Origin of the sequence: Chitinophaga sp. YR573 (assembly GCF_900110995.1) — a bacterium.
Taxonomy (GTDB): Bacteria; Bacteroidota; Bacteroidia; order Chitinophagales; family Chitinophagaceae; genus Chitinophaga.
Genome location: NZ_FOJF01000001.1, coordinates 3,757,389 through 3,782,395 on the forward strand (window position 1 = coordinate 3,757,389; position 25,007 = coordinate 3,782,395).

Below are 25,007 nucleotides of genomic sequence, written 5' to 3' on the forward strand. Positions count from 1 at the left end.
TAATATCTCTTCTCCTTTTATTTACTGGAATTTTATTTCCTTCCTAATTCGGATTTCTGTTGAACGATATAGACAACGATATTTCCGGTAGGCAGTATCGTTGATGGGTCAACAAGAGGCTTAGAGTGACCTCTCAGCACGATACTCATTCCTTCATACCTGACTCCTCGTTCTTCAAAGACCTGCTGGACTTCTTTAAGGGTCTCTCCTTCGAATTCGTCGATTTCAATTTCATCAACTCCCCTGGTGTTAAATACTGTCAATGATCTGGTCATTTCTTTTTGATTTTAAATTTTGAATAATCGTTTTATTTTGTACAGTACCGCCTATGCGGTACAGATTTCATTGAACCATTTTATACCCTCAAATTCCGGATGATTATCTTTTATTATTATATCAACCTTATTTAGAAAACGGTTGCTTTGCCATGATTCTGTCTCTGGAAATAATTCGGGATCGTCCAGTTCAAATGAGATATTGTTGAATGGTGCAACCAGTTGTGTATAGGATTTCGCGTTTTCTCCCATAAATACAATTGGTAAAGAAGAAGGGTAATAGTTAATGATTTCAATAAAGAAATACTTCATGAATGGTCGCCAGAGGTCATAATGAGATCCCGGTTTATTTTGTTCTGCTGTTAAAGCTGAATTTAGCAATAGGATGCCCTGACGAGCGAGGAAGCCTAAATCAGGTTCATCTATCATGTCCACATTAAAGCCTGAGGAGTATTCCTGTTCAATAGCTCTGTAAAGCCGGTGAAGACCTCTGGGGATAGTCTGGGTATTTGAAACACTTAATGATAGCCCATCGGCCATACTTTTACCATTTACAACGCTACTATATGGTCCATCAATGAAAAAGACTGCCTTTAGGTTACTGTAGGCAGTTTCACTAAAACATCTAAATGTTTGTTCCTTGAATGGACATACCGTGCGGCCTCTTTTCGAGAGCCCTTTTAAAGTCCTGATAATAATATCAAACTCTTCGGTTTCAATAAACCCCTTAAATAGTGGTGCCCAAGTCGAGAATTTATCTTTTATGAGATCGTAGTTCATAAATTACCTGATTACGGTTTTATTAATTGTGTAAGTACGGGTTGGTTCAAGCCAGTTCAGGTCATAGAAATCAACTTCATAATTTGCCCTTTCCGCAAGCGGAATATTCTGTCTTATAACGTTTGTTGGAAAGTGATTCCAGATATACCTCTGCGCCCTACCTAATCTTACATAATCACCAGTAATCCTGTTCCTTATAGCATAGATCTTCATAGTGTTTCTATATTTTTAATTATTATTCGCTCTACTGTTCCTGGTCCGTAGTGCCTTGCAATGTCAGCAAGATCCTTTCGAATGGGTGGTGTTATGTAGGATGAGGGAATTATAAATGGTTTAAACTTATTATTCAGGCTGGTATAGTATTCTGTTGCCTTTTTTCCTGCTTCATCTGGGTCGTTGCATATAAGTATCCATGGAAAGGTTAGCAGGTATTTCATGTCAGCCTCGCCTATAACATTATTACCTTCATACTGAATACCATAGCAATTATCGTAGAACTTTGAAGCAACTTTAAAGTCTTTGACTGCTTTTATCTGAAAAGCGCCTTTTGACGGGTTAAGAGATTTGATTCCATAGAGCTGATCATGGGGGACGTTACATCTCCATTTATCTTTTTTATTTTCGGCGAGAGGTCTATATATTTTCCATTTCCCACCTTCAAAAAGAAACCCATATACTAATTCATTCGAACCAATTTCTATTTTTATTTTATCTATATACAATGCTCCTACTCGATATACCACTGGTTCTTTCTTTAGGTCACTTTTATCCAGGTGATACATACCCCAAAATTTGAAATCTTCGCTGCAAAATGGTTTAGGGGTTACCTGGATAAGTTTAAAGGATTGGTAGTCATCGGTATACCCAACTTGATCAGTTATTGTTCGCCTGATGGGTTTTGAAGGAGCTTTTCCATTGGTAATACCCAGATTTAGGTCATTGTCAATTTGATGCAGAATATCATTGAAATTGCTTCCAGGATAAATGTTCCTGAGAAAGTCAATGATTTTACCTCGAAATCCTCCAGGACCGAAATCTGTAAAGTATAATCTTCCAAATTTTGTTTTAATAATGGAAGCTGACGGGTTATCGTCTTTATGTCTAAGAGGTGACCTGAATGGTTTGCCCAACTTAAAATCATGCCCTAAGTAGTGCCGGAAGATATCATATTCACTTACGTGCTCGAATATTGTGTCTAAAGTCAGTTCTGTCCTCTGGCGACCCTGTATCATTTGTATAGATTTTATCCTTGGTTAAAGGATAGGAATGCCCTGCTTGAATAAGTACAAGCAGGGCATTCGATTTTTAAATCAATAATCACTATCCATTAAGTCGAGGTCGTCATCCATATCTGGAAAAGCTCCCATTGGATCATCCTCAACATTATCGCCATCCGGAGTTGGAATGTTATCATCCGTAATGATGGGACTGTCAGATAAAAGTTTATTTTGTGCTGGATCATAGTCGTGGGCCAATTCCAATACTCTGTTAGCCCCGAAAAAATCCTTACATCCATGTTCGGGGTGGAGGATCTGACTGAGAAAGAAGGCTAACTTTCTATCTTTAATTTCAGTAATAGGAATAGTACTTTTATAGTATCCAAAGTTGCTTACTGATAAGAACTCCCTGTTGTAAATAGTCTGAAATTCCTTAAATTCATCGCCCACTTTAGCGAGCCTTACAGCATACAGCCCGACAATGTTAGTGGAAAAGCTTTGACCACGGATTTCATTAATTTCACTAACATCGCCCTTCATTAATTTTTTCCAGTCAAGTACCCGGGAAACTTCCGGGCTTTTCTCCCTAAGTTCCCCTGTATGGGCTCTTAAGAATTTATACAACTCTACTTCACCTGATCTGGCAACCCATGGATTATTTTCTTTAAACCAGGATTGGAAATTATCAGTGTTTTCAACCCAGAAAGTGCTGGTGCCTTTTTTATCGATATAGCGTTTTTTTCCTTTCTCTGAGGTAGCTATCTGATCTTTGAGGCGAATCTGTATTTTATGTTTTTTGCCTGTGGATAGATCCTTCACCCAGATTTCGAGTTTTAATGATTTTACACCATTATCATTGATAACATATTCCGGATCTTTTTCACTTTCCCATCCCAGAATTTCTTTGATCTCTTTTTTTGTTGGATTTACGATTAGTGGTTCCAGCACACCAAGTCCTACTCTGAATCCGGAACTTGCACGGGGCTCTCTTGTTGGTCCTACAATACTCATAGTATTATAATTTTAATTGTAATGAATGATGATTAAAATATCAGGTCGGGATATATTTCCTGCCAGTAACGTGTGGGATATACCTTTGGGTCAGTCTGAAAGTCAGCAATTTTTATTATTTTATTTCGTAAATGAACGGGTCTTGCTCCCAGGTCAGTTTCTGTGCGTTTATTAAAATCGAGGAAGCATCCTTCATTATTTCGATTAAAAATAGCAACAGCTGACATGAGCCGAGTGATTGTATAAGGTGCAATTCCATCCAGGGCAACGTCGAGTGGAGTTAGGTCGTCTGTATCTTTACCGATAACATCTTTTTTATTCTTTACATGTGCAACATATATGATAAAAGGGGCTGCGTAACTTTCGATGTATTCTAGGATTCCAAAGAAATTGGGACGAGTATAGTTAACTCCGCTGTATTTATCAACTTTCCGAATATCCATTTTGGGAGGATCAGGTCTAACTTCCAAATTATAAGCATGCAGAGTTGCTGAATAATTCATCTCCTGCAGCTGCGTTAAATTATCTAATGCGAAGATTGGCCAACGCATTTTTGCGATATGTTCTTTTAGAGCATTAAATATTTTTACCTTTTCTTCAGGTACATGTGCAAGATCCAGCCTTTGTTGAAGTTTACGATACTCGTCCATACAATTGGTATGATATAGATCATTGACAACTTCTGCTAATCCCATTGGTATATAGACTCCATTTTTTAGCTTCTTATACGGATCCTTACTTTTCTTCACAGAAAGATGGACTTTGTTTGTACACTCGAAATATTTTGTCTCAGTGAGAGTGTCACCAATCATTATTTTTTTTGTGTTCACCATAGTCATAGTCTTTCCCATGAGTGTATGTCCCATCATTATCATTTTTGCCGGGGACTGTATCGTGAATTCCTGCCTATCAATGATGTTATTATCTTCATCCATAGGCAGCCTTCTTATTCTGTTCTCTTCTCGCTGTGTTTGTGCTGACATTATTAAATATTTAAGACAATAATTTCCCTATCCACTTCTTAAAGCAGATTTAACAGGTGTTACATAAGAGTTCTAATTTTTAAGGATACAATACCACTGCGTAGAGAATACTCACGGCTGGTAGCATCCTCAGGGATATCGCTCAATTTCTATGGTTGTCACATATCTGATATATTAAAACTGTGTCCGATTTTGATACTCATTTCTATGAAACAATCTCTATAGCCAGGGATAATTATCGCATTAGGTGTTTGTTATTTCGATTCCTTAATATCAATAGTATAAATAAAGATGATTGTAAACTTTTGTATAGTATCGCATTAGTCTAATTCTGACACTATAATACGTATAAATGCTGTTTTAACATAGAAATCTATAACGCTAACCCATATATGATTTATTTTAATCAAGAACAGTGCATTTTATTAGTTGAAAAATATTAATGTGGCGTTATGACATGTAATATTAAAATCAGAAAAAGCGAAATACCATTTTTAATGTTTAAATATTGTATAGTTAATTACAGATTCATAATCTGCGCTTGTCATTGTATTTGACGGTGGAAGACCTTTGAAAATGCCTGTCTGTGGAAGGAATGCTAGACCTATTCTAATCCCTTCAGTATCATAAGAGCTTTTGAGAATATTAAACAGTCTATACATTTTGGCACCATCAGCGCTGCGCAGTTTATTCAAATCATATCCGTTAGGGTCGAGCACTTTATACCTCCATGGATCAAAAATACTCATTACCAAATCTGCATCTTCCGTAAGGTCACCTGTATTTTTGAAATCCTCTAATCTGGGTTCTACATCTCCATTTTTCAACCTGAATGGATTAGCAATATCCCTGTTGAATTGAGACAGGATAACAGCTGAATGTCCAAACAAATCCCTCGTATAATTAGAGGTATCATCAGAAAAGCTATCTATAGTTTCCTTTAGATTCTTCCCATTCTCACCTTTTAGCTTACCAACGTGGTCGAAAATATGCAACCAGGTAATTGAAGGATCACTCGGCTTATAAACTCGTTCAAACTGATTTAGATTCCTCAGATCTCCATTTTCCTCTGCAATCCTTTGAATCTCCTTTCTAATGCCAGTAGGATTTTGACGGCCATCAATAATCCTTATATATTTGAACATATTGTCAAAGTACTCTTTGCAGCCTCTGACGATCTCCTGTTCCTGTTCGTTAAGCCTTTGTTCTTTACGAACCCAACCGAGCAGCCTTTTCATAGGGATGATCCTACCGGTATCCTTGAAGATTTTGTGTGATACCCATTTTGCTACTTTAAAAACTTTTTTCCTTTCCATACTCCAATAAATAATCCGGAGCTTTTCCGGTTTACCGTTTCGGAGCATGTAGTCATATGGATTCAAAACAAAAAGATCGTCCACTAAAGATGTCTTAGCTGAGCCAGTATAGCCTCCTAAAACATAAAGCATACTTTTCCTCAAAGAAAGATACTCGTCCAGTTTTTCAATCCCAATTGGAATTCCCTCATGTATCCCATCTAATCCCTGATCTACATAGATCATAAAGGAGTCAAATAATCCAATGCCGGCGTCTTCTTCGGACTCTCCTGTATTTATATTTTGCATACATCGTGATTACTCACGAAGCAGGGCGATTATTTAGCCATTATAATTTTTACAATGAACGCTATGTTTTAAAGTTGGAAAAATAACCGGCTACTCCGTTGTCGTTAAAGCAAATGATTATTGATTTTGCTTCAACTTTACCGGCTCCCGCCGGCCTGACTATAGCCTTGCTATAACCCTGAGGCATATATTGTTTTATCATATACTGAATGTGAATGGATCTGATTGAATATTGTTATTATTTAATCTTTTATTTCGGCCAGCTTCTATAAAAGGGGTGAAGCTTCTTATATAAAGATACCTTGGACAGTTAGGGATATAGTGGAGTTCACTTCTGCCGGATTGTAAGGATAATTGTTTAGCATTTTCCATCTGACAGATTGTGGCCCAATAGATATCATCAGTACTATACTCACCTTCGTTGATTATGTTCCAATAATATTTTCTGGATTGTTCTTTGTCAAGGTTTTTCTTTTGATGACCGGCAAATTGTCTACCGGAAATTTCAAACATATCTGTGGTCGGATAGGCATTTTTCCACCAATATTCGAAGGGATCATCGTGTTTTGAGTATTGAGGATCTGGTATTTCCTCTCCAAACCGAACCTGCTTTAATACCTTTTTTCCCTTAATGGTAATTTTATAATCTGATGTCAGGTAGCTTTTTCTGATTAGTGTTTGACACCAATCTGCAATTTTTCCGGTGACCGGCAACAAATTATTCTGATAAGCTAACTCCAAAACATATAGCAGGTTAAAATCTAAATTTTCTTTCAATAAAATTCTGCGCCCCTCTGAGCGGATGTTGAAAAGATAGGCTTCCGTATCTTCAATATCTAAGTGCAGATTGTTGCTTTCTGATTTTCCGTCACTCATATTGGTAGTCCCTTTAACCTGTGAATTTAATTCCAGATACATCTGGTGTTCGTATTCCATCTCATGATGTAACTCATCGTCACTGCACTGCTGCAAACATTCGTCGTGATATAGATCTTCGCTTCCCATTCAAGTACTGATTTATTGGTACTTCATTCTCGACTCTAAAGCAGTATTTCTTAGGCGCTGGAACAAGCGTTCCGTCCGACTTTTTTAATAGCCATTGTGTGCGACTAATATTATCGACTATAGTACCGGTGTAAAAGTGATTAATCTTTCCCAGCGTATAGCTTGTATCGTAATAGACAGTAGCCTGATCATTGACTTTTAAATCAAAACAGCAATGATACAGAGTCACCTTACATACACTTAAGAAATGAAACGCATTTACTGATTTACTACTCAATATCATATTCTCAGAATTCGTTCCAGTACAAAAGTGTACGGTTGCGTAATCCTGGTGCTTTGGATTAGTGACAATAAATAGATTCCCCCTTCCTATTGTTTCGCCCGCAATTGGCAAACATATAATTCTGTTTATCATGGAATATTTTTTATTTTTCCCAATAGATGTGCTATAATAGCAACTTTGTATGCTACTTTTAGGACACATTTATACACATCTAGTTGATAGATGTGTACTGAATTTATAGGTAAATAAATTTGATTAAGGCAAATGACAGCTGGAAGTTGCGCCTGATATGCGCAATAAGTCCGTCGGCCCTTACAGGTCAATATTCAAATGGGTTACTTTATACCCCTGTTTTTGATGTGTATTATTCGGGCATTCACATTGCTTGTTTTTGCAATGGAAATATTTTTAAAGTTCGCATGTCGGAAAACGATTGTTTAGCAGATATTCACGGTCTTTTTTTTATATGATTTAATACACCTCAGATATTTGCTTTACAAACAGTTAAACAAAATTATAAAATTGTTTTAGGTTTAGTTCTTAAGAGTTAAAAAATAGAAAAAATCAAATCATACTGCATTCAAAACCTTTTTTCGATGCAAAGAACTAGTAGTTTTTGAACCAGTAGATTAGATAACATTAAATAAATTGGGGTTGAATACAAAACACGATAATCTATGAAAAGAGAATTACGGCCTTAATTGATAATTGAATAAAAGGGGCTAACAGTTGTATGGTCCTATCGGAATGATCCGCAATTGTTACATTTTATCAGTGCTATAAGGTATTCTTTAGCATTATCAATCTGACTGTTCACTTCAGCATTGTATTTCCTGGTAGTGCCTGAATTATTATTACAAACCAAAAACTTTACGCAATCACTGGTAATTTTTTCCAAAGGTTTTATAAAACTGACATGATGTGAAATCTCAGCCACTTTTTTAAATACCTGACCAATAGGAACCTCTTTAATTTTGCCGCTTGTAAAGTAAACATTGTCATTGGCAATCTTTTTAATCTTTCTGGGAGCTTTTCTGGGATCAAATTCGTAAACCAGGTCTCCAGCTTTCAGGTCACTAAATGTGCAAAGTGAGAAATTTACCCTTTGGATTTTGGCTTCTGTGGGAGCAGTGATAATATGACCAAAACTATCGGTTATGATAAGTTTCCCCATGTCCTGGCTGATATTTACCAATTCTTTTATTTCACCACTATAAATGATTGCCTTCTCTCCAGGTTGAATGTTTCCTTTCTGATAAGTGTAATAAGCAAAGAAATTCATCGTCGTAAGTTCTTTTAATTGATCAAATAATAATATGAAGTATAAAACTGACTAATGTTTAATCAGATCTATTTCAATGTTCACCGTATAGTGTTATTATGGAATTTGTCAGTGTATAAGCTCAATGATGAAATGTATTATTCATATGGCCTTAGGTTCCCTCTCTCTTGGAGATGGATGTAAATATTTAGGGATAAAATACCATTTGGAAAATAACGCGTCATGCTATAGTTACGGAATTTCTTGAATTTGGGATTGCCATTTTGGTATTACCAGGCTTTTAAATAGAATAGTGTCAGAATCATTTCAGGATATTCAGGTACAGATATTATAGTAAATATAGAAAACAAATTCCCCATTTCGTTCATTCTACATAATTTATTATTGAATGTTGTGACATCTTTTTGCCTCAGTTTTATATATTGGGTTTGGAGTATTTCTATCCACCTTAAATAATGTTGTATTTGTATATCCTCGTGATTTTATTGACTGAATGATGCTTTGCTCTCTATAGATCAACCTGTGGTGGAATGATTTTTTCATTGTATTGACTAGCCAACATACGGAGCCATTCGTTGGCAAATTGAGTAAGGTATACTGATACACCACTAAAAGCCTTTACAATTTTATTATCCTTGAATACAATTGCAAATTCTTTTCTGGCAGGATGATGTATTAGTTTACATACATAAACTTTTGGAGACCTGTTTTTAATTCGTCCTACAGTTGAATCGTGAACTACGTAGAATTCCATTTCACATGCCGGCACCCAAATACTGCCATTTGAAAATCCTTCACTGAACTTATAAAGTGTTCCTATTCCCAGATGAGATTCAATATTACTACTGATGCACATGATATTAATGTGAAAAGAATTCTCAGACGGTATAACAATCATTGATTTATCTTCCAGCGTGCCTAAAAACTGTTTGATGATATTTATACTATCAGCAGTAAGTGAAGGGAGAAGTAATTTATTCGCTTCTTTGGCGGGTATTGGGCTACCATCTATAAATGCAGATCTTCTGGCAAACGGAACAACGACATTTTTAAGATCTTCCCTACGCCTTTCCTCCTCATTGAAGGCATAAATCTCTGTTGTAGAGTCATATTCATGACTATTCTGTTCCTTGGCGTGCTGTAGGGATAGTGTTTTTGCTATTCTGTCACTATAAAGATGCTTGAGCTTATACATGTCCTTATCGATACCCAATTCCTTTTTTACATATTTCTTCCACCGCCGCCCAAATTGGTCTGGTCTGATGGAGTAAAATTGGGGTTTCATGAATTTGCTAAATATAAATACTTCACCGGTCTTTTCTGGTACTCCGCATTTAGTTGCATATTCCTGGCAATCCGATAATATTTCTTTCCAGATATGGAGTGTATGGATGGGAATCGGTTTTATTACCTCCCGGTGGATCTTTCCTTTCAATACCCATACGGTAAACTGCCTTTTCTTTATATCCACGTTGCCTACCTTTACTAAGGCCAGCTCGGTCTCTCTACTGCCAGATGCGTAGAAAACTATCACATATCGCCAGAAATGATAGTAATTGGCCTTTAAATATTCATCAATGGTGATAATCTCCTCTTCTTCCAGAACCCGTGGTAAGGGCTCATCTTCCGGAAGAATCGGAATTTCCAGGATAAAATTTGATTTTACGACTCTGGCTAGTGCCAGTTCCTTAAACAATGAAAGCAGAAAAGACCTATACTTATTACGTGACTTTGGTGAAAATTTGGGATTGATCTTGGCGATAACCTCAAAGCTTAAGGTAATATGTTGTGGAGTTATTCTGCTGATAGGTGTTTGAAGATATTCTAAGAGGAATGCTGCACGATTCATCGCCCGGATGGCGCCTCGTACACTGCTCAGGTGTCCTGGAACTCCCTTTATTTTGCGATATGCTTTCCAAAGCGCATCAATAAAAGGCAGATCTGGGGTCAGGATATGAATAGTTATTTTATCGGAGCTTATTTCCTCCTTCAACTTCTGGGCTTTTTCGGTTTCTAGTGCGACTTTATTTGCTACAGCGAGGAGCTGTGGTGAAATATCGATCTGAGTTTTAGTGACAACATCATGAAATGGATCATGTGCCTGTTCTTTTGGTTGTTGGTTATAATATTCATTTGGTTTTAGGGTTTGTTTGGTGATAGGGTTATATCCACTTTCGAGCTTTTCTTTAATATTTTTTAGTGCCTTTCTAACCAGCTTTCTTCGCTCATCGAGTGTTTTTGCCCCGGCAAAGCCTTTCTTAAAATTGCACCGTTTTCCTCTTGGGAGTGTACTTTTAAAACTGGGATCAAAGAACCAATATTCAATGTACCATTCGGTGTCTAAAAATGCGTCTGGCAGATCCCAATCGAAGGGATTGACGTATGGCTTGGTGTAGCTACATCCATTTGGAAGTTCAATCATAAATCAGGTGGTTTGGAGATTTTTTTTACCGTTTTCTGGAGATTTTTCGGTATACCACCTTGGAGAGAGGAAATAAAAAAAGCGAAGCCCTTTACTGGAAAGAGTTTCGCCAAGTTGCCTGACCTGGATTCGAACCAAGACAAACAGAGTCAGAGTCTGTCGTACTACCGTTATACTATCAGGCAGTATATTGTTTGTTCGGGACGGCAAAATTATAACATTAAACCGAAAAAGCAAAAAATATCTAAAAAAAGTAAGAACTGACCTAAAACAAGAAAGTAGCTCTTTTGACGGAGCTACTTTTTGTGAGAGAAGTAATTGAGAAGCTAAAATAGCATATTTATCACTAATCAGAAAAAATCTTTTTAATAAGTAGCCGCTAATTTCAACGCACTATAGGCGTTCACCACACCCCCTGTATTACAAACATCCGTCATCTGTACCATTTTAGGCTCTCCGTTTATATAAATTGTTACCGGGTGAGTCACTTTGGATACTGACTTAAGGATGATATCCTTTACCTGTACAGCACTCAGTTTAGGGTAATAAGAGCGGATCAGCGCAGCTAAACCCGTCACTACAGGAGCCGCCATACTGGTACCATCATGATAATCATACTGAGAACCAGGGGTACTGGAATAGATAGCCACACCAGGCGCAAATACGTCTACGCCAGTCTTGCTATAGTTGGAGAAAGGAGCTACCAGAGACTCGTCATCACCAGGGCCGGAAGCGCCTACCTCTATCCAGGCATTTGCAGCGCCTTTACCGTCGGCATATACGCGGTTGGGGTAGAATACTGAACTGTCCAGGTTAGCGCCGTCATTGCCCGCCGCATGGATCAGCAGCACGTCTTTAGACATGGCGTATTGTACCGCTTCGTCTACCACTTTCTTATTAGGAGAGTAAGGTTTACCGAAGCTCATATTTACCACTTTGGCGCCGTTATCGGCCGCATAGCGGATCGCATTGGCAATGTCTTTATCACGTTCATCACCATTAGGTACAGCTCTTACAGACATCAGCAGCACATCATCCGCAACACCATTGATACCGATATTGTTATTACGGGCAGCACCGATAATACCCGCTACGTGTGTACCATGGTCTGCACCAGGACCAGTAACATCATTGGTACCGTAATAATGCTCTTCGGGATTGCCGTAGTTGTCACCTACAATAGCACGTGGATCAAAATCCAGGTTTAACTGATAATCCACCTGCTCTTTGAAATGATCTACCGCGCCATCCAGTTCCTTTTCTTTAAATGTTTTAAAGTCGGGGTAACGGGGAAGTTGTTGTCCGATCACCTGCTTTACCTGCTGTTCTGCAGGGTCATTAGTCGCATACGCATCTAAATCTGCAGCAGTAGGATTCGGATTATTCATATGCACCAGCATAGAATCCAGGATCTGCACAAAACGGCCGATACCTGTTAATGTTTGCTGTGCTTCCTGTAACTGCTGATCAAATTTCATCTTCATCTGTGCATATGCATATAACCCCGTAGTATCTTTAGACGTATCGAATTTGGCTTTTTGCTGACGGATAAGACGGGTAAGCTCCAGGTTATCATAATTGACATTGCCTTTAGTAGAACCGATGAAACTCCATCCGTTAATATCATCTATGTAATGATTCTTATCATCATCTTTACCATTACCTCTTTTCTCTTTCAGATTTACCCAGAGAACATTTTTCAGATCTTCATGCGCAGTGTCAATACCACTATCGATGATTGCTACAACTACAGGTTTTGCTTTTTTATCTTTTAGTAACTCTGTGTAGGCTTTCTCTACGCTGATACCAAAGACTGAATCTTTCTGAAGATCCATGTTTTGCCAGTTAGGTACTTGTGCGCTCGCTATAAAACCCGAAAATAAAAATGTGATGCTAATCACCGTCTTCTTGCAGATATTCATATATTAATTTAATATTGTTGGGGTCGCCCTTTGCAAGATATATATAATATAGAATCAAAAATGTTAAAAATTTTAACAATACCGTGACCGTTTATTTCCAGCCTCCGCCAAGACTGCGATACAAAGTAACCACCGCCTGCAGCTGCTGTAGCTTATCACTGATACTGTTTAACTGGGCAGCTAATAAACTTTGTTCTGATGTCAACACATCAGTGTAGTTAGTAGCAGAAGTATATTTGAGCAATTCCTTCGTATAGTCAACAGATTTTTGCAGATAATCGATTTGCTGGGAACGAATGTTCGCTTTATCTATAGCCGCCTGATAATCATATAATGCATTGCTCACTTCCTGTCCGGCCGTTAATAGTGTCTGACGGAAAGTAGCCAGGTATTCTTCCCGGTTGGCTTCTGCTACTCTCAAACGTTGTTTATTTAATCCCTGATTAAAGATGGGTTGAGTTAAGCTACCTGCGATACTACCAAAGAATGAAGAAGCATTGAACATCTGTGAAACGCTTGTACCTGATAACCCTCCGGTAGCAGTAATAGACAAAGAAGGGTAGAAGTAAGAGTGGGCAACATTCGTTAACTCGAAATAATATCTCAACTGATATTCAGCTTCCTGCACATCAGGGCGGTTGGCTAATAATTGTGCGGGGATACCGGTTTTCAGATCAACATTTATCTTTTGTATATCTAATGATGTACGTAAAATACTATCAGGAGCATGCCCTAATAATATACTGATCGCATTCTCCGTTTCACGGATATTCTGTTTCAGGTCCGGTATCGTTACTTCGGCAGAATAACGGTTAGCAGCACTCTGTACCACTGCGGCTCCTGTTACCACATCACTCTCCTTTAATATCTTCATCGTTTCCACATCTTCTTTACGATTGGCAACGGTTCTTTCTGTAACAGTTAATTGCGCATCATACGCCAAGAGTAAATAATAGTTAGTAGCGATATCTGCAATTAATTGCGTTTGTACGGCACGTTTATATGCTTCGCTTTGTAATAAAGCATTCAGATAAGCGCGTTTGGTACCACGTAATTTCCCCCAGATGTCTGCTTCCCAACTGGAAGTTAAAGACAACTCATATGATTGAGAAGAGAGTACCCCTGCACCCTGGGCAGAAGAAAGTTTCTGCTCAGTAGCACTGGCAGTACCACTTAAACTGGGTAGTAATGCCTGCCCGCTTTGTCTTAAATTAGCCGCTGCTTTTTTAATACGGATCACCGCAATCTTTAAATCAAGATTATTATCAAGCCCCTGACGTATTAATGATTGTAATGCCGTATCAGGAAACATCTGTGTCCAGGGTATATCAGCGATAGTCGTTGTATCGGTGGTAGTAACACCCCGGTATAATTTATCATTATTCTCCGGACGTTGGTATTTCTTCGTGATATTACAGGAAGAAATTATGATGACTACCAACAGTAATTTTAATGTCTTCATGTTGTTTGTTTTGTAAATTTCTCCTGGATCGACTGGAAAATGATGAACAATACAGGAATCACGAATACACCTATCACAGTACCAAATAACATCCCGCCTACAGCAGCAGTACCGATAGATCTGTTACCATTTGCACCTGCACCTGTGGCTACCATCAAAGGCATTAACCCGAAGATGAATGCGAAGGATGTCATTAAGATAGGACGGAATCTAGCTTTAGAACCTTGTATAGCGGCTTCTTTCAGCTCCATACCATTACGTCTTCTTTCCAGTGCATATTCCACTATCAGGATAGCATTCTTGGCTAATAATCCTATTAACATGATAAGGGAAATCTGCATGTAGATATTATTATCTATCCCGAAGATCTTTGCAAAAAGGAAGGTGCCTGCTAAACCTACCGGCAATGAGAGTAATACTGCAAATGGTAACAGGTAACTTTCATATTGTGCACTTAATAAGAAGTAAACGAAAACAAGACAAAGGATAAATACATAGGTAGATTGTGTTCCACTACTTTGTTCTTCCCTGCTGATACCAGAGAACTCGAATCCATAACCTGCCGGTAATAGTGTTTCTTTGATAGCCGCTAATGCTTCCCCCGAGCTATAACCTGCATTGGGAGAACCATTCACAGACATAGCCGTGAACAGATTAAAGCGGGAAATACTTTCTGGTCCGTATACCCTTGTGAGAGTAACGAATTCCGTAATAGGAGCCATCTTATTGTTGGTAGTACGGACGTAGATTTTATTTAATCCCTGGATATTAGCACGGTAACTGGTATCTGCCTGTATCATCACACGATACTGTTTTCCGAACTGGTTAAAGTTGGATGCATAAGAACCGCCGTAATATACCTGCATGGCCGTCATGATATTACTGACGGTAAGGCCTGCTTCTTTTACCTTCGCCACGTTTACATCTAATAAATACTGTGGGAAATTAGGATTGAAAGTAGTAGAGGCGTACTGTATCTCAGGACGTTTCTGTAATGCTGTGAGATAATCCTGTGCTACTTTGTAAAACTCTTCGGTCGTATGTCCGCCTTTATCCTGTAGCTGGAAAGAGAAACCACCTGCTACGCCGAATCCTGTAATAGTAGGTAAGGACATGGGGAGGATAAATCCCTCACGGATATAAGCAGTTTTCTGTCTGAGGATATTGATCACATCGTCATTGCTGACACCTTTACGGGTGTCCCAGTGTTTCAGTTCCAGAATAACCATCGCATAAGAGCTACCACTACCTGCCAGGATGTTTTGCCCTACCATACGCAGGGAATTGTTCACCTGGGGAATAGTACGGGCAATACTGTCGATCTCATTAGCAATGACAGTAGTACGTTCCATGGAAGTAGCCGGAGGCATACTTAGATTCACGAAGATGGTTCCCATATCTTCATTCGGCACAAAGCTGGACGGAGTGGTCTTCATCATATAATATAATCCACTTCCGAATATAGCGATGCCTAGTATCACTATCCATTTTTTACCGGCGAGGAAAGAAACGGAACGTGTATACTTATTAGTTACAGCTGTAAAGCCGGTATTAAATGCTGTGTAAAACCGTTGGACGAATTTTTGCTTGTGTTTTTCTTCTCCATGTGGTTTTAAAAAGAGAGCAGCTAACGCAGGACTTAATGTCAACGCATTTACTGCGGATAAGATGATGGCAATAGCCAGGGTGATCCCGAACTGTTTGTAGAACACACCGGTAGAACCGCTGATAAATGTTACCGGTACGAATACCGCTGCCATTACTAATGTAATGGAGATGATAGCTCCGGATATCTCACTCATCGCATCTATAGAAGCTTTTCTTGCCGAAGTATAGCCTGCATCCAGTTTGGCATGTACGGCCTCGACGACGACAATCGCATCATCCACTACAATTCCTATCGCTAAAACTAATGCGAATAAGGTTAATAGATTTATACTGAATCCGAAGAGATTGAGAAAGAAGAATGTACCGATGATGGCAACGGGTACGGATATAGCAGGTATTAATGTAGAACGGAAATCCTGTAAGAAGATGAATACCACAATAAATACAAGTATAAATGCTTCTATCAGTGTATGAATTACTTTACTGATAGAGGCATCCAGGAACTTGTTAATATCTACCAGGTTGGTATAATGCAGTCCTTTGGGGAATGTCTTGGCTGCCTCTGCCAGTATCGTTTTACAGTTGTTAATTACTTCGCTGGCATTGGAACCTGCGGTTTGATTAATAGATACATTCGTAGCGGGGAAACCGTTCACCGTAGCCATACTATTGTACGACTGTGCCCCCAGTTCTACTCTGGCTACATCTTTTAATCTGAGAAATTGCCCGTTGCCGGTAGATTTGATGATGATGTTTTCGAACTCGGGAATCGACTGTAATTTCCCTCTGTATCTGATTACATATTGAAAACTTTGTCCGCCCTGTTCTCCGAATTTACCGGGTGCAGCCTCAATATTCTGATCACTTAATGCGGTAGTGATATCATCAGGGATCAATCCATACACAGACATGACATCAGGTTTTAACCAGATACGCATGGAGTAGTTCATGCTACCAAAAGCACTGGCATTACCAACACCGTTCACCCTTTTCAGCTGGGGGATGAGGTTGATTTCTGCATAGTTCTGGAGGAATGTCTGGTCATATGCAGGGTTATCGCTGTAGATGGCCGTGATGAGCAGGTTACTGCTTTGTTGTTTCTTCACGGTCACACCTGCCTGTGTAACTTCTGCCGGTAGCAGACTGCTTGCTGTGGATACACGGTTTTGCACATCAACAGCTGCCTGGTCGGGGTCTGTACCCACGTTAAAATATACACTGATGGAAGCCGCGCCTTCATTGGTAGCGGTGGAGGTCATGTAGGTCATACCTTCCACACCGTTGATCTGTTCTTCTAAGGGAACGATCACGCTTTTCAGTACTACATCCGCATTGGCACCTGTATAACTGGCGGATACCTGTACCGTAGGCGGTGCGATATCCGGGTATTGAGCAATTGGTAACGTCACTAATCCTAAGATCCCCAGCATTACTATGATGATAGAAATGACAGTACTTAGTACCGGACGTTCTATAAACTTTTTAAGCATAATCTGTTTTTTAGAGTTCTTTCCGGTAGAGGCTGTCTGCGCGTACTTCGCGGGGTTTTATAAGGAGACTGTCGCGTAAAGTACTAACGCCTTCCAGTACAATTCTATCACCTGCTTTCAATCCTTCTTTTACGATAAAAAACTGACCGTTATCATTGGCGGTAGTGGTGATGGGAGTGCTGGTGACGTAGTTGTCTTTTCCCACAACATAAGCGAAGCGTTTATCCTGGAGTTCAAACGTTGCCCCTTGTGGTATTACAAGCGCAGAATCTTCTGTTCTCGGGACTCTTACAGTGGCGCTTGCCCCACTTTGAATGATGCCTAAAGGATTGGGGAAGGATGCTTTAAAACTAGCCGTTCCTGTTTCGGTGGAGATTAATCCACTGGCAGTTTCTATTCTTCCTTTCTCCGGATAGTTGGTACCGTTAGCGAGTATTAGCGTTACATCCGGCAGATGTGTCAGTTTCTCCTGTAAGGTATTACCCGGCACATGTTCTGAGAAGTCGAGCAGTTGTTTTTCGTTCAGTGAATAATAAGCGTATACATTGCCTGCGTTAGAGAGGTTCGTTAAAGGGTCTGTGCTGGTGCTGCTTACCAGGGCGCCTATTTTATAAGGGATGGTCCCTATTACGCCATCTGCGGGGCTTCTAAGCACGGTATAGCCCAGGTTGGTCTGTGCATTGGCGAGGGTAGCCTGCGCCTGTGCCAGGGCTGCCTGTTTGGCTTCCAGGGTATATTGAGCGGATTCCAGCTGGTATTTGCTGACGATATCTTTTTCAACGAGGGGGCGTACTTTGTTCACGTCCATTTCTGCCGCTTTAACATCTGCCACAGCGCTTTTAATGCTGGCTCTGGCTGTGACTACTTCCTGTTCATATTGAGGGTTGCTGATCTTAAAAAGAAGTTGTCCTTTTTTAACGATAGCGCCTTCATTCACGTAGATCGCCTGTACGTACCCGTCTATTTTAGGGCGGATCTCAATCACTTGCTGCCCCTGGATGGTAGCAGGAAAGTCGTAATGGATGGTGGCTTTCCTGGGCTGTAATGTAATGACGGCGTAGTCTTTCACCGCATCGGCCTGTGGGGCAGCCTTCTTATTTCCGCACGACGATAGCAGGATGGCTATTATAATTGCATTAACTCTCATTAACATATAAGTTTGACAATTTTGTTAATTATGTGGCAAAAAAAGGGTTATTCAGAGAATAACAACCCCATGATCACTTTCTTTCTTTCATTAACAATCTTTTCATATTCCTGTTCACTCAGTCCAAACAATTGGAGATTGAGGGGTTTAACGATGAAAGGGTATACGATTAAGGAAAAAAGGTTGATCATAAAATGTACTGGCTTAGACTTTTGTATAGTTCCTTTGTTCATTTCCACCTGTACCTCTTTAAGGAACTGCTGCATATATTTGGGATTGCTGGCAGGAAAGGCTGTTTCCATCTGGTTTAAGCCGGTGGTAATGGCTATTTCGAGGAAAGGGTATGTTTTTAGTCTTTTAAGGAACACATCTATCAGTTTCTCTGTTTTTTTCTTAAAGGGCAGAGTAGTTTCCAGCACTGCTTCAGACTCTATCATAGCGGCTAAACGTGCTTTTTCAAACACTGAATCAAACAGCTGATCTCTTGATCTGAAATAATAGTGTATCAGGGTCCTGTTAACGCCGGCAGCATCTGCGATATCCTGGGTAGTTGCATTGAGTTTACCTTCTGTGAAGAAAACATGCATGGCGGTATCTATGATATGCTGTTCGGTTTTGTTATCCTTAATAGCCATTATTGTTTAACAATTTTGTCAAACAAAGGTAGGGGAATTGATGAAATGGGATTGTTAAAGTTTATTAAAGATACATCTCCCTACCCCCTCACTCTCTCCCTCTCATCCTTCGCCCCATCTTTCCTTTCTTTCCGCACACCACCAAAAGACCTGGAATAGGTTAATTTGATAATAGGGAAGTACGTCGACTCCGGATATACCAGTACATGATACTTTGTATCAAAGACCTCTTTGGCGATAGTACCCAGATAATTACTGATACGGTCTGTTCGTAACAAATCAGCAACAGATAAAGTGAAGTTGTTTTTCCTGATACCAATGTTAAGCACTCCGGAAGGATCTACCTGTAAAGTGCCATAGTAAGAAGGGGAATTATACACCCCGGAAAGTTCCAGAGAGAATTGTTTAGGGAGTTTAAAAGTTTCGTTGAAATTAATAGAATAGGAGAGATAGGTCTTTATAACAGGTAAGACCGTATATTCTGCTTTAAACTGACGCAACGAACCAATAAGATTATAACTCATATCCCACCAGCTAAAAACCTTAAACGGTAAGTTTGCCTGCACGGTTAAAGTATGGTCCCAACTAAGATTCTGAGGGGAGATGTAGACAAGAGTCTTCTCCGGACCGGTAGCCAGCTGATACCCGACAATAGGATTATTATCACTACTGTAAAGAAGGGAAAAGTAACGGTACCCGATTTTTAAATTATGTGTGATAGTAGGTTTTAATAAAGGATTGCCCGTAAACACAGACAACGGATCGTTATAAGTAACATAAGAAGCAAGATCATTGTACGTCGGACGACTAATCCTTTTTGTATAAGAAAACTGCCAGTCTTTATGAGAAAAGAACAGACTGGGAAACAATTGCCGGTAGTCGCGGTCATAAATATGAGAATATTCATAACGGGCACCGAGTACTAAAGAAGTAGCCGAATTAATATGATAATCAAAAGAGGTATAGGCAGCCGCAATACCCTCCTGCATCAGAATATCATTCGTAGTCCCGGACCTGTCAACCCAATGATCATCCACAAAACTCTGTATCCCTGAAAGACTCTTGTTATGGGTATAAGTCCCTTTCAGACCAGCCTCTAATTTCAAAGAAGAACTGAGTTGCTTATTATAATCCAGTTTAACTACCCCCACTTGTATAGTAGTATTCGCCAGACCCTTTTGGATCGCAGCAAACTGATAACCTGTATCACGACTAGTCCTGGAAGGATATTCGTTTTGAACAGTAGTAGGATAGTAATTGTTATAATAGAGATAATCAATATCAAGATGGAAATGTTTCCACTCTCCATATGCAGCAACAGAAAGATTCCGCCAGCGGTTTATCTCTTTGATATATGCATCCACCAGTAACAAAGAATCAGTAACATATTTCCCATGATTACTGGTATTAGCCGTCGAACGACTTGTACTATAATTCACACTGCCACCAAAAGAAGCCCCATCAAAACCAACCATTATATTCTGAGCATTATCCACCCGTTTAGTCTCACTGTGAAAATCGAACGCAAGAGGGCCTCCCAGGGCCTCCAGGATCTCCGTACCCTTTCCGGTAAAACTCCCGTAAGTACGATCGTGAGAGAAGGAATAAGCCCCATACAGGTTGTTATGAGAGAGGTTGATATTACCGGCCGCTTTCTCACCTTTCCCATAACCGGCAGTGAGCGCATAAGAAGCCTGCCTGTTTTTCTTCAGTACAATATTGATGATCCCCGCACTCCCTTCTGCATCATATTTAGAAGAAGGAGTCGTCATCAGTTCTATCTTCTCAATATTATCCGCAGGCATACTGTTTAACATCGTAAACAACTGTGCCATAGACATCCGTTGCACTTTACCATTCAGCATTACTGTCACCCCGCTTTTACCATTCAATGTAATACCGTTATTATGCTGGTCTATAACCACTCCCGGAGAACGTTCGAGAACAGCCAGGGCAGTACTGCCTTTCGTCAGCAGACTATTCCCCACATTCACCACAAGCCCTGAGGGCTGCTGCTGTAATAAAGGTTTCTCCCCCCGTATCACTACTTCCCCCAACGATTTATTATTCATCACCTGCACATGAAAAGCTGTATCCGCCGGTATCTCCGCCGTCTGGTAACCTACACTGCTAAAGCGAAGGGTATACTTGCCGGGGGGGACATTATCAATACGATAAAATCCTTTCTCATCTGTTAAACTAACTTTCACCAGCACTGTATCCTGTAACAGGATTACATTGGCAAAAGGGATAGGCTGACCACCACTGGTAGTCAGTTGTCCGGAGAATAATAAGTATAGCAGGAGTTTCATAAAACAAAGAAAGAACTGCAGCTACAAAAGAAAAAAACAACATGACCAGCAGTAGTATATAATTGATGAAATACATATACGCCATTCATATATCCACATATGCATTTGGTCAATTGTCAGCGGGGGTTCGAATAGATTTATTTATCTTCAATACATGAAACCAACACATTGGTTCTACAAATATAAATTGTACCACATACCATTCTGGTTCCTGTACAATTATCTCTGGTGGGCAATTACGATTAACAATCCAATCGAAGCTGCCCGGGCGATATTCTTTTCTCCATTCGCCGTAAAGTTCTCTTTTTATGTCATCTTCGAAACACTGGCCGTCTATTTCAATCTCTATTTCCTGATACCAAAATATCTGGAAAAGAGCAGGTTCGCATTATATATTATTTACCTGCTGATAACAATATTTTGTACCGCTTCTATTATCGTATCCGGCTATTGCCTGGGCGCCTATTTATCGGGGAAAAGCCTGGAACAATTATATGGTAAGGATTCCTGTAGTTTCTATCATTTATTAATAGGAAGTCCGTTGTCTTCCACCGTAGCCAGTATCACCCTTGCTATGAGCATTAAACTAGCCAAGAACTGGTTACAGACACAAAGAAGACAACAGCTGTTAGAGAAAGAAAAACTGGAAACAGAACTGAACTTTTTAAAATATCAGTTTAATCCACATTTCCTGTTCAATACAATTAATTCCATCTTTTTTCTCATCCATAAGAATCCGGATAAAGCCTCTGCTTCTCTTGCTAAATTCTCTGAATTACTAAGGCATCAGTTGTATGAATGTAATGATACACAGATACCATTAAGTCAGGAAATTGCTTACCTGGAAAATATTATAGACCTGGAAAAGCTAAGACAGAACGATAATATAGAAGTTACCTTCGATGTAGATAAAGAAAATAATCTGACCATTGCTCCCTTTATTTTAATGACCTTTGTAGAGAATGCTTTTAAGCATGTTTCAAAGCATACGGATCAATTGAACTGGATCAGGATAGGATTACATATCGATGATAAATTACACTTCTCTGTTTCAAACAGTACGTCAGATAAAGTAACGGATGTAGTGCATTATGGTGGTATAGGGTTGAAAAATGTACAGAGAAGATTAGACCTGATTTACCCTGGTCAGTACAGCCTGGATATACAAAGCAATGCAACCACTTTTGAAGTAAATTTACAATTGCAATATGATAAACTGCGTGATCATAGATGATGAGCCGCTGGCCCGCGAAGGCATCGCCAGTTATGTAAAAGAGGTGGATTTCTTACACCTTACGGGTACCTGTGAAAACCCCGTAGAACTCATCAAATTGCTCGACCAGCATCAGGTAGATCTTATTTTCCTGGATATACAGATGCCGAAAATGAGTGGCATAGATTTCCTGAAGATAACGAAGAATCCACCTATGGTGATCATCACCACTGCCTTCCCCAGTTATGCACTGGAAGGATTCCAGTTAAACGTACTGGATTATCTTTTAAAACCTATCACATTCGACAGGTTTTTAAAATCTGTGAATAAGGCAAAAGACTATCATCATCTTCTTACAAAACCCAGTGATTACTGTTTTATAAAATGTGGCAGTAAATATGAGAAGATTCAGTTTGATGATATCCTGTATGTAGAAGGCATGCAGAACTATGTGAATATTTACACTACTAAAGGCAAATATGTCACCTTGCTGTACCTGAAAAACATGGAAGAAAATTTGGATAATAAATCATTTATCCGCGTACATAAATCTTACGTCGTCTCTATCAATAAGATAGAAGGAATTGAGGGGAATGAGATCTTTATACAATCTTATAGGATACCCATCAGCCGGAATTACAGGGAACAAGTGATTCAGCAGGTGGTGAGTAACAAACTATGGGATAAGATAAAATTCTCTTAACTAATGAGAGGGATGCCGATTGCCATCAGGTTTTTTTCAATGAAGGCAAAGGTTTCATCACTTTTCATTCCAGTTACCGTTGATCTTTGATTCTGACGGGAGAAAGGAAACATTACTGTCTGATAAGTACCTTTACTTACCAGTACCCGAAGGTCCCTGTCACTAAACCCGCCTCCCAGGTAGCAATAATCCTTTTCGCTGATGCCCAGACCAAGCTCCTGGTGCAGGAAGATAATCTCTCCGTTGTTCTGTATATTATATAATAGTAGCTGGAAGATACCCGGGGGTAGTACTAACCTGATCAGCTGATCATCTTTGGTAATGTTGAAAACGATGTGCCATAATACATGTGTCTCAACATGTATTTCCTGGATCAATAGACTACAGGGGGATGCACTGTATAATGTTGATTTACTGTTGGCTAACAGATATTGCTGCCAGTAAAAGGGAATCTCTGTTGTTGCCGTGAAAGGTAACATGGGATTAGAAATGGGATCTGGGAACATAAAATGCTTTTAGGCAATAAATGGATTGCTGATATTTAAAACGGGCTAATCTTCAATACTCAGATCATATACAAACTAGTAGAACATTATGGTGATTACGCACCAATGTTTAGGGAAATTAGTTCTTTTTGCCCTAATGATCGTAAATATTATTGACTATTTTTTCGATATTCATTTGGGGTCTTGCCTGTGGCTCTTTTAAAAATTCTGGAAAAATAAGAATGATCTGTATAACCTACCTCAAAAGAGATCTCTGCAATAGAATTAGTAGTACCGGATATTAGCTCTTTAGCCCTTTCCAACCGCTTTTGCTGCACATACATGATCACTGTAGCACCTTTTCTGGCTTTAAAAGCATTTTCCAGGGCACGGGGAGATAAACCTATCTGCTGTGCCTGTTGATTTACATTTACCGGTTTTTCCGGATGTAGCTCTACCTGCGTAATAAAATCTTCTATTTTCTTTGTAATAGATGATACCAGCCTGTTTTCCTGCTGAAGATCTTCCAGGTAGCTGATAACAAAATCACTGATGCGACTATTATAATAGATAGAATTGGATTGACCCGACAAGGCCCAGTTTTTCATTTTCTCAAGCTCATTACGGGCTTCTCCATTAAATTTCCTGTATGGCAATACATGATGAGAAGGGTTGTTATTGTCCCAAAAAGATAAAAGTGTTGTTAATTGTGGATAGCTAACCGCCAGTTCTGTAAGTAACTGAACAGAAGGTATTACATAGATAGCGTGGTATTTTTGTCCCGCTATAATATTGGCTGTATAAGAAAAGTCTGCAGGGAGGTAATGTAGCGCACGTTTTTTTGATTGGGAAAATATTCTCCCATCCGGGTATTTTAAACTCATATTACCCGATACCATTCCATACAGTACCAATATGGGTTCAGTGGCAGATATATAAATCTCTGTATCTACAGTTGGCTCAAAATATTGTTCGACATACAAATGATCTCCAATTTCTACCTGTTGATGAATAAAGGTACCGGAAGATCCGGTTGTATATACAGTACGCGTGCCAGCAAAGGGAAGTTGTAGTCTTCTGTGCTTTATTGGAATGTGATCAATTGTTTCTGCCTCGTATGCTAATGAATTGGATAACTGGAAATTCATTGGCATGCTTATCTTTTTAT

20 protein-coding genes and 1 tRNA gene are annotated in these 25,007 nt (G+C 39.3%); 2 read left to right on the forward strand and 19 right to left on the reverse strand.

The genetic code is table 11. The features are described 5' to 3' along the window. Nucleotides 1–32: 32 nt before the first annotated feature. From BMW86_RS15960 to BMW86_RS16045, 17 genes are all read right to left on the reverse strand, one after another. Nucleotides 33–275: a hypothetical protein gene (locus BMW86_RS15960; protein ID WP_089782723.1), complete on the reverse strand. Its 243-nt coding sequence runs from the start codon at nt 273–275 to the stop codon at nt 33–35. 51 nt (nt 276–326) lie between these two features. Then, a complete protein-coding gene (locus BMW86_RS15965; RefSeq protein ID WP_089782724.1) occupies nt 327–1,055 on the reverse strand; it encodes a uracil-DNA glycosylase family protein in 729 nt (242 codons plus the stop codon). A gap of 3 nt (nt 1,056–1,058) precedes the next feature. After that, entirely contained in the window at nt 1,059–1,268 is a 210-nt protein-coding gene (locus BMW86_RS15970) for a hypothetical protein (RefSeq protein WP_089782725.1), read from the reverse strand. After that, the gene (locus tag BMW86_RS15975; protein WP_089782726.1) at nt 1,265–2,287 is read right to left on the reverse strand and encodes a hypothetical protein; all 1,023 of its coding nucleotides are present in this window, start codon (nt 2,285–2,287) and stop codon (nt 1,265–1,267) included. Before BMW86_RS15975 ends, BMW86_RS15970 begins: the two co-directional genes overlap by 4 nt. 78 nt (nt 2,288–2,365) lie before the next feature. Next, complete coding sequence (locus BMW86_RS15980; RefSeq protein ID WP_089782727.1) at nt 2,366–3,283, reverse strand: hypothetical protein; 918 nt, start codon at nt 3,281–3,283, stop codon at nt 2,366–2,368. 32 nt (nt 3,284–3,315) lie between these two features. Continuing rightward, nucleotides 3,316–4,266 (reverse strand): hypothetical protein, encoded by a 951-nt coding sequence (locus BMW86_RS15985; protein WP_143056593.1) that lies wholly within the window; start codon nt 4,264–4,266, stop codon nt 3,316–3,318. Between the two features lie 494 nt (nt 4,267–4,760). After that, on the reverse strand, nt 4,761–5,870 hold the full coding sequence (locus tag BMW86_RS15990) for a DnaB-like helicase C-terminal domain-containing protein (protein ID WP_089782729.1): 1,110 nt from the start codon (nt 5,868–5,870) through the stop codon (nt 4,761–4,763). A 198-nt stretch (nt 5,871–6,068) separates the two neighbouring features. Continuing rightward, the gene (locus BMW86_RS15995; protein ID WP_143056594.1) at nt 6,069–6,875 is read right to left on the reverse strand and encodes a hypothetical protein; all 807 of its coding nucleotides are present in this window, start codon (nt 6,873–6,875) and stop codon (nt 6,069–6,071) included. A 1,022-nt stretch (nt 6,876–7,897) separates the two neighbouring features. Then, the gene (locus BMW86_RS16005; RefSeq protein WP_089782732.1) at nt 7,898–8,440 is read right to left on the reverse strand and encodes a hypothetical protein; all 543 of its coding nucleotides are present in this window, start codon (nt 8,438–8,440) and stop codon (nt 7,898–7,900) included. A gap of 508 nt (nt 8,441–8,948) precedes the next feature. After that, nucleotides 8,949–10,862: a tyrosine-type recombinase/integrase gene (locus tag BMW86_RS16010; protein WP_089782733.1), complete on the reverse strand. Its 1,914-nt coding sequence runs from the start codon at nt 10,860–10,862 to the stop codon at nt 8,949–8,951. Between the two features lie 114 nt (nt 10,863–10,976). Beyond that, a tRNA-Gln gene (locus tag BMW86_RS16015) sits at nt 10,977–11,047 on the reverse strand. 180 nt (nt 11,048–11,227) lie between these two features. After that, nucleotides 11,228–12,697 (reverse strand): S8 family peptidase, encoded by a 1,470-nt coding sequence (locus tag BMW86_RS16020; RefSeq protein ID WP_218149152.1) that lies wholly within the window; start codon nt 12,695–12,697, stop codon nt 11,228–11,230. A gap of 178 nt (nt 12,698–12,875) precedes the next feature. Beyond that, nucleotides 12,876–14,246: an efflux transporter outer membrane subunit gene (locus BMW86_RS16025; protein ID WP_089782735.1), complete on the reverse strand. Its 1,371-nt coding sequence runs from the start codon at nt 14,244–14,246 to the stop codon at nt 12,876–12,878. Continuing rightward, entirely contained in the window at nt 14,243–17,344 is a 3,102-nt protein-coding gene (locus BMW86_RS16030) for an efflux RND transporter permease subunit (protein WP_089782736.1), read from the reverse strand. The genes BMW86_RS16025 and BMW86_RS16030 overlap by 4 nt, the downstream gene beginning before the upstream one ends. A 10-nt stretch (nt 17,345–17,354) precedes the next feature. After that, on the reverse strand, nt 17,355–18,491 hold the full coding sequence (locus BMW86_RS16035) for an efflux RND transporter periplasmic adaptor subunit (RefSeq protein ID WP_089782737.1): 1,137 nt from the start codon (nt 18,489–18,491) through the stop codon (nt 17,355–17,357). Between the two features lie 47 nt (nt 18,492–18,538). Next, entirely contained in the window at nt 18,539–19,126 is a 588-nt protein-coding gene (locus BMW86_RS16040) for a TetR/AcrR family transcriptional regulator (protein WP_089782738.1), read from the reverse strand. A gap of 80 nt (nt 19,127–19,206) precedes the next feature. Further along, nucleotides 19,207–21,438, reverse strand: a complete 2,232-nt coding sequence (locus tag BMW86_RS16045; protein WP_089782739.1) for a TonB-dependent receptor domain-containing protein — start codon at nt 21,436–21,438, stop codon at nt 19,207–19,209. Between the two features lie 154 nt (nt 21,439–21,592). Here BMW86_RS16045 and BMW86_RS16050 point away from each other — a divergent pair, with 154 nt between their 5' ends. Next, nucleotides 21,593–22,672 (forward strand): sensor histidine kinase, encoded by a 1,080-nt coding sequence (locus BMW86_RS16050; protein WP_089782740.1) that lies wholly within the window; start codon nt 21,593–21,595, stop codon nt 22,670–22,672. Beyond that, entirely contained in the window at nt 22,647–23,354 is a 708-nt protein-coding gene (locus tag BMW86_RS16055; protein WP_089782741.1) for a LytR/AlgR family response regulator transcription factor, read from the forward strand. Before BMW86_RS16050 ends, BMW86_RS16055 begins: the two co-directional genes overlap by 26 nt. Here BMW86_RS16055 and BMW86_RS16060 read toward each other — a convergent pair. Then, nucleotides 23,351–23,833, reverse strand: coding sequence for a hypothetical protein (locus tag BMW86_RS16060; RefSeq protein ID WP_143056595.1), 483 nt, complete (start codon nt 23,831–23,833; stop codon nt 23,351–23,353). The genes BMW86_RS16055 and BMW86_RS16060 overlap by 4 nt on opposite strands. 176 nt (nt 23,834–24,009) lie before the next feature. Continuing rightward, on the reverse strand, nt 24,010–24,993 hold the full coding sequence (locus BMW86_RS16065; protein ID WP_177189278.1) for a helix-turn-helix domain-containing protein: 984 nt from the start codon (nt 24,991–24,993) through the stop codon (nt 24,010–24,012). Nucleotides 24,994–25,007: the final 14 nt, after the last annotated feature.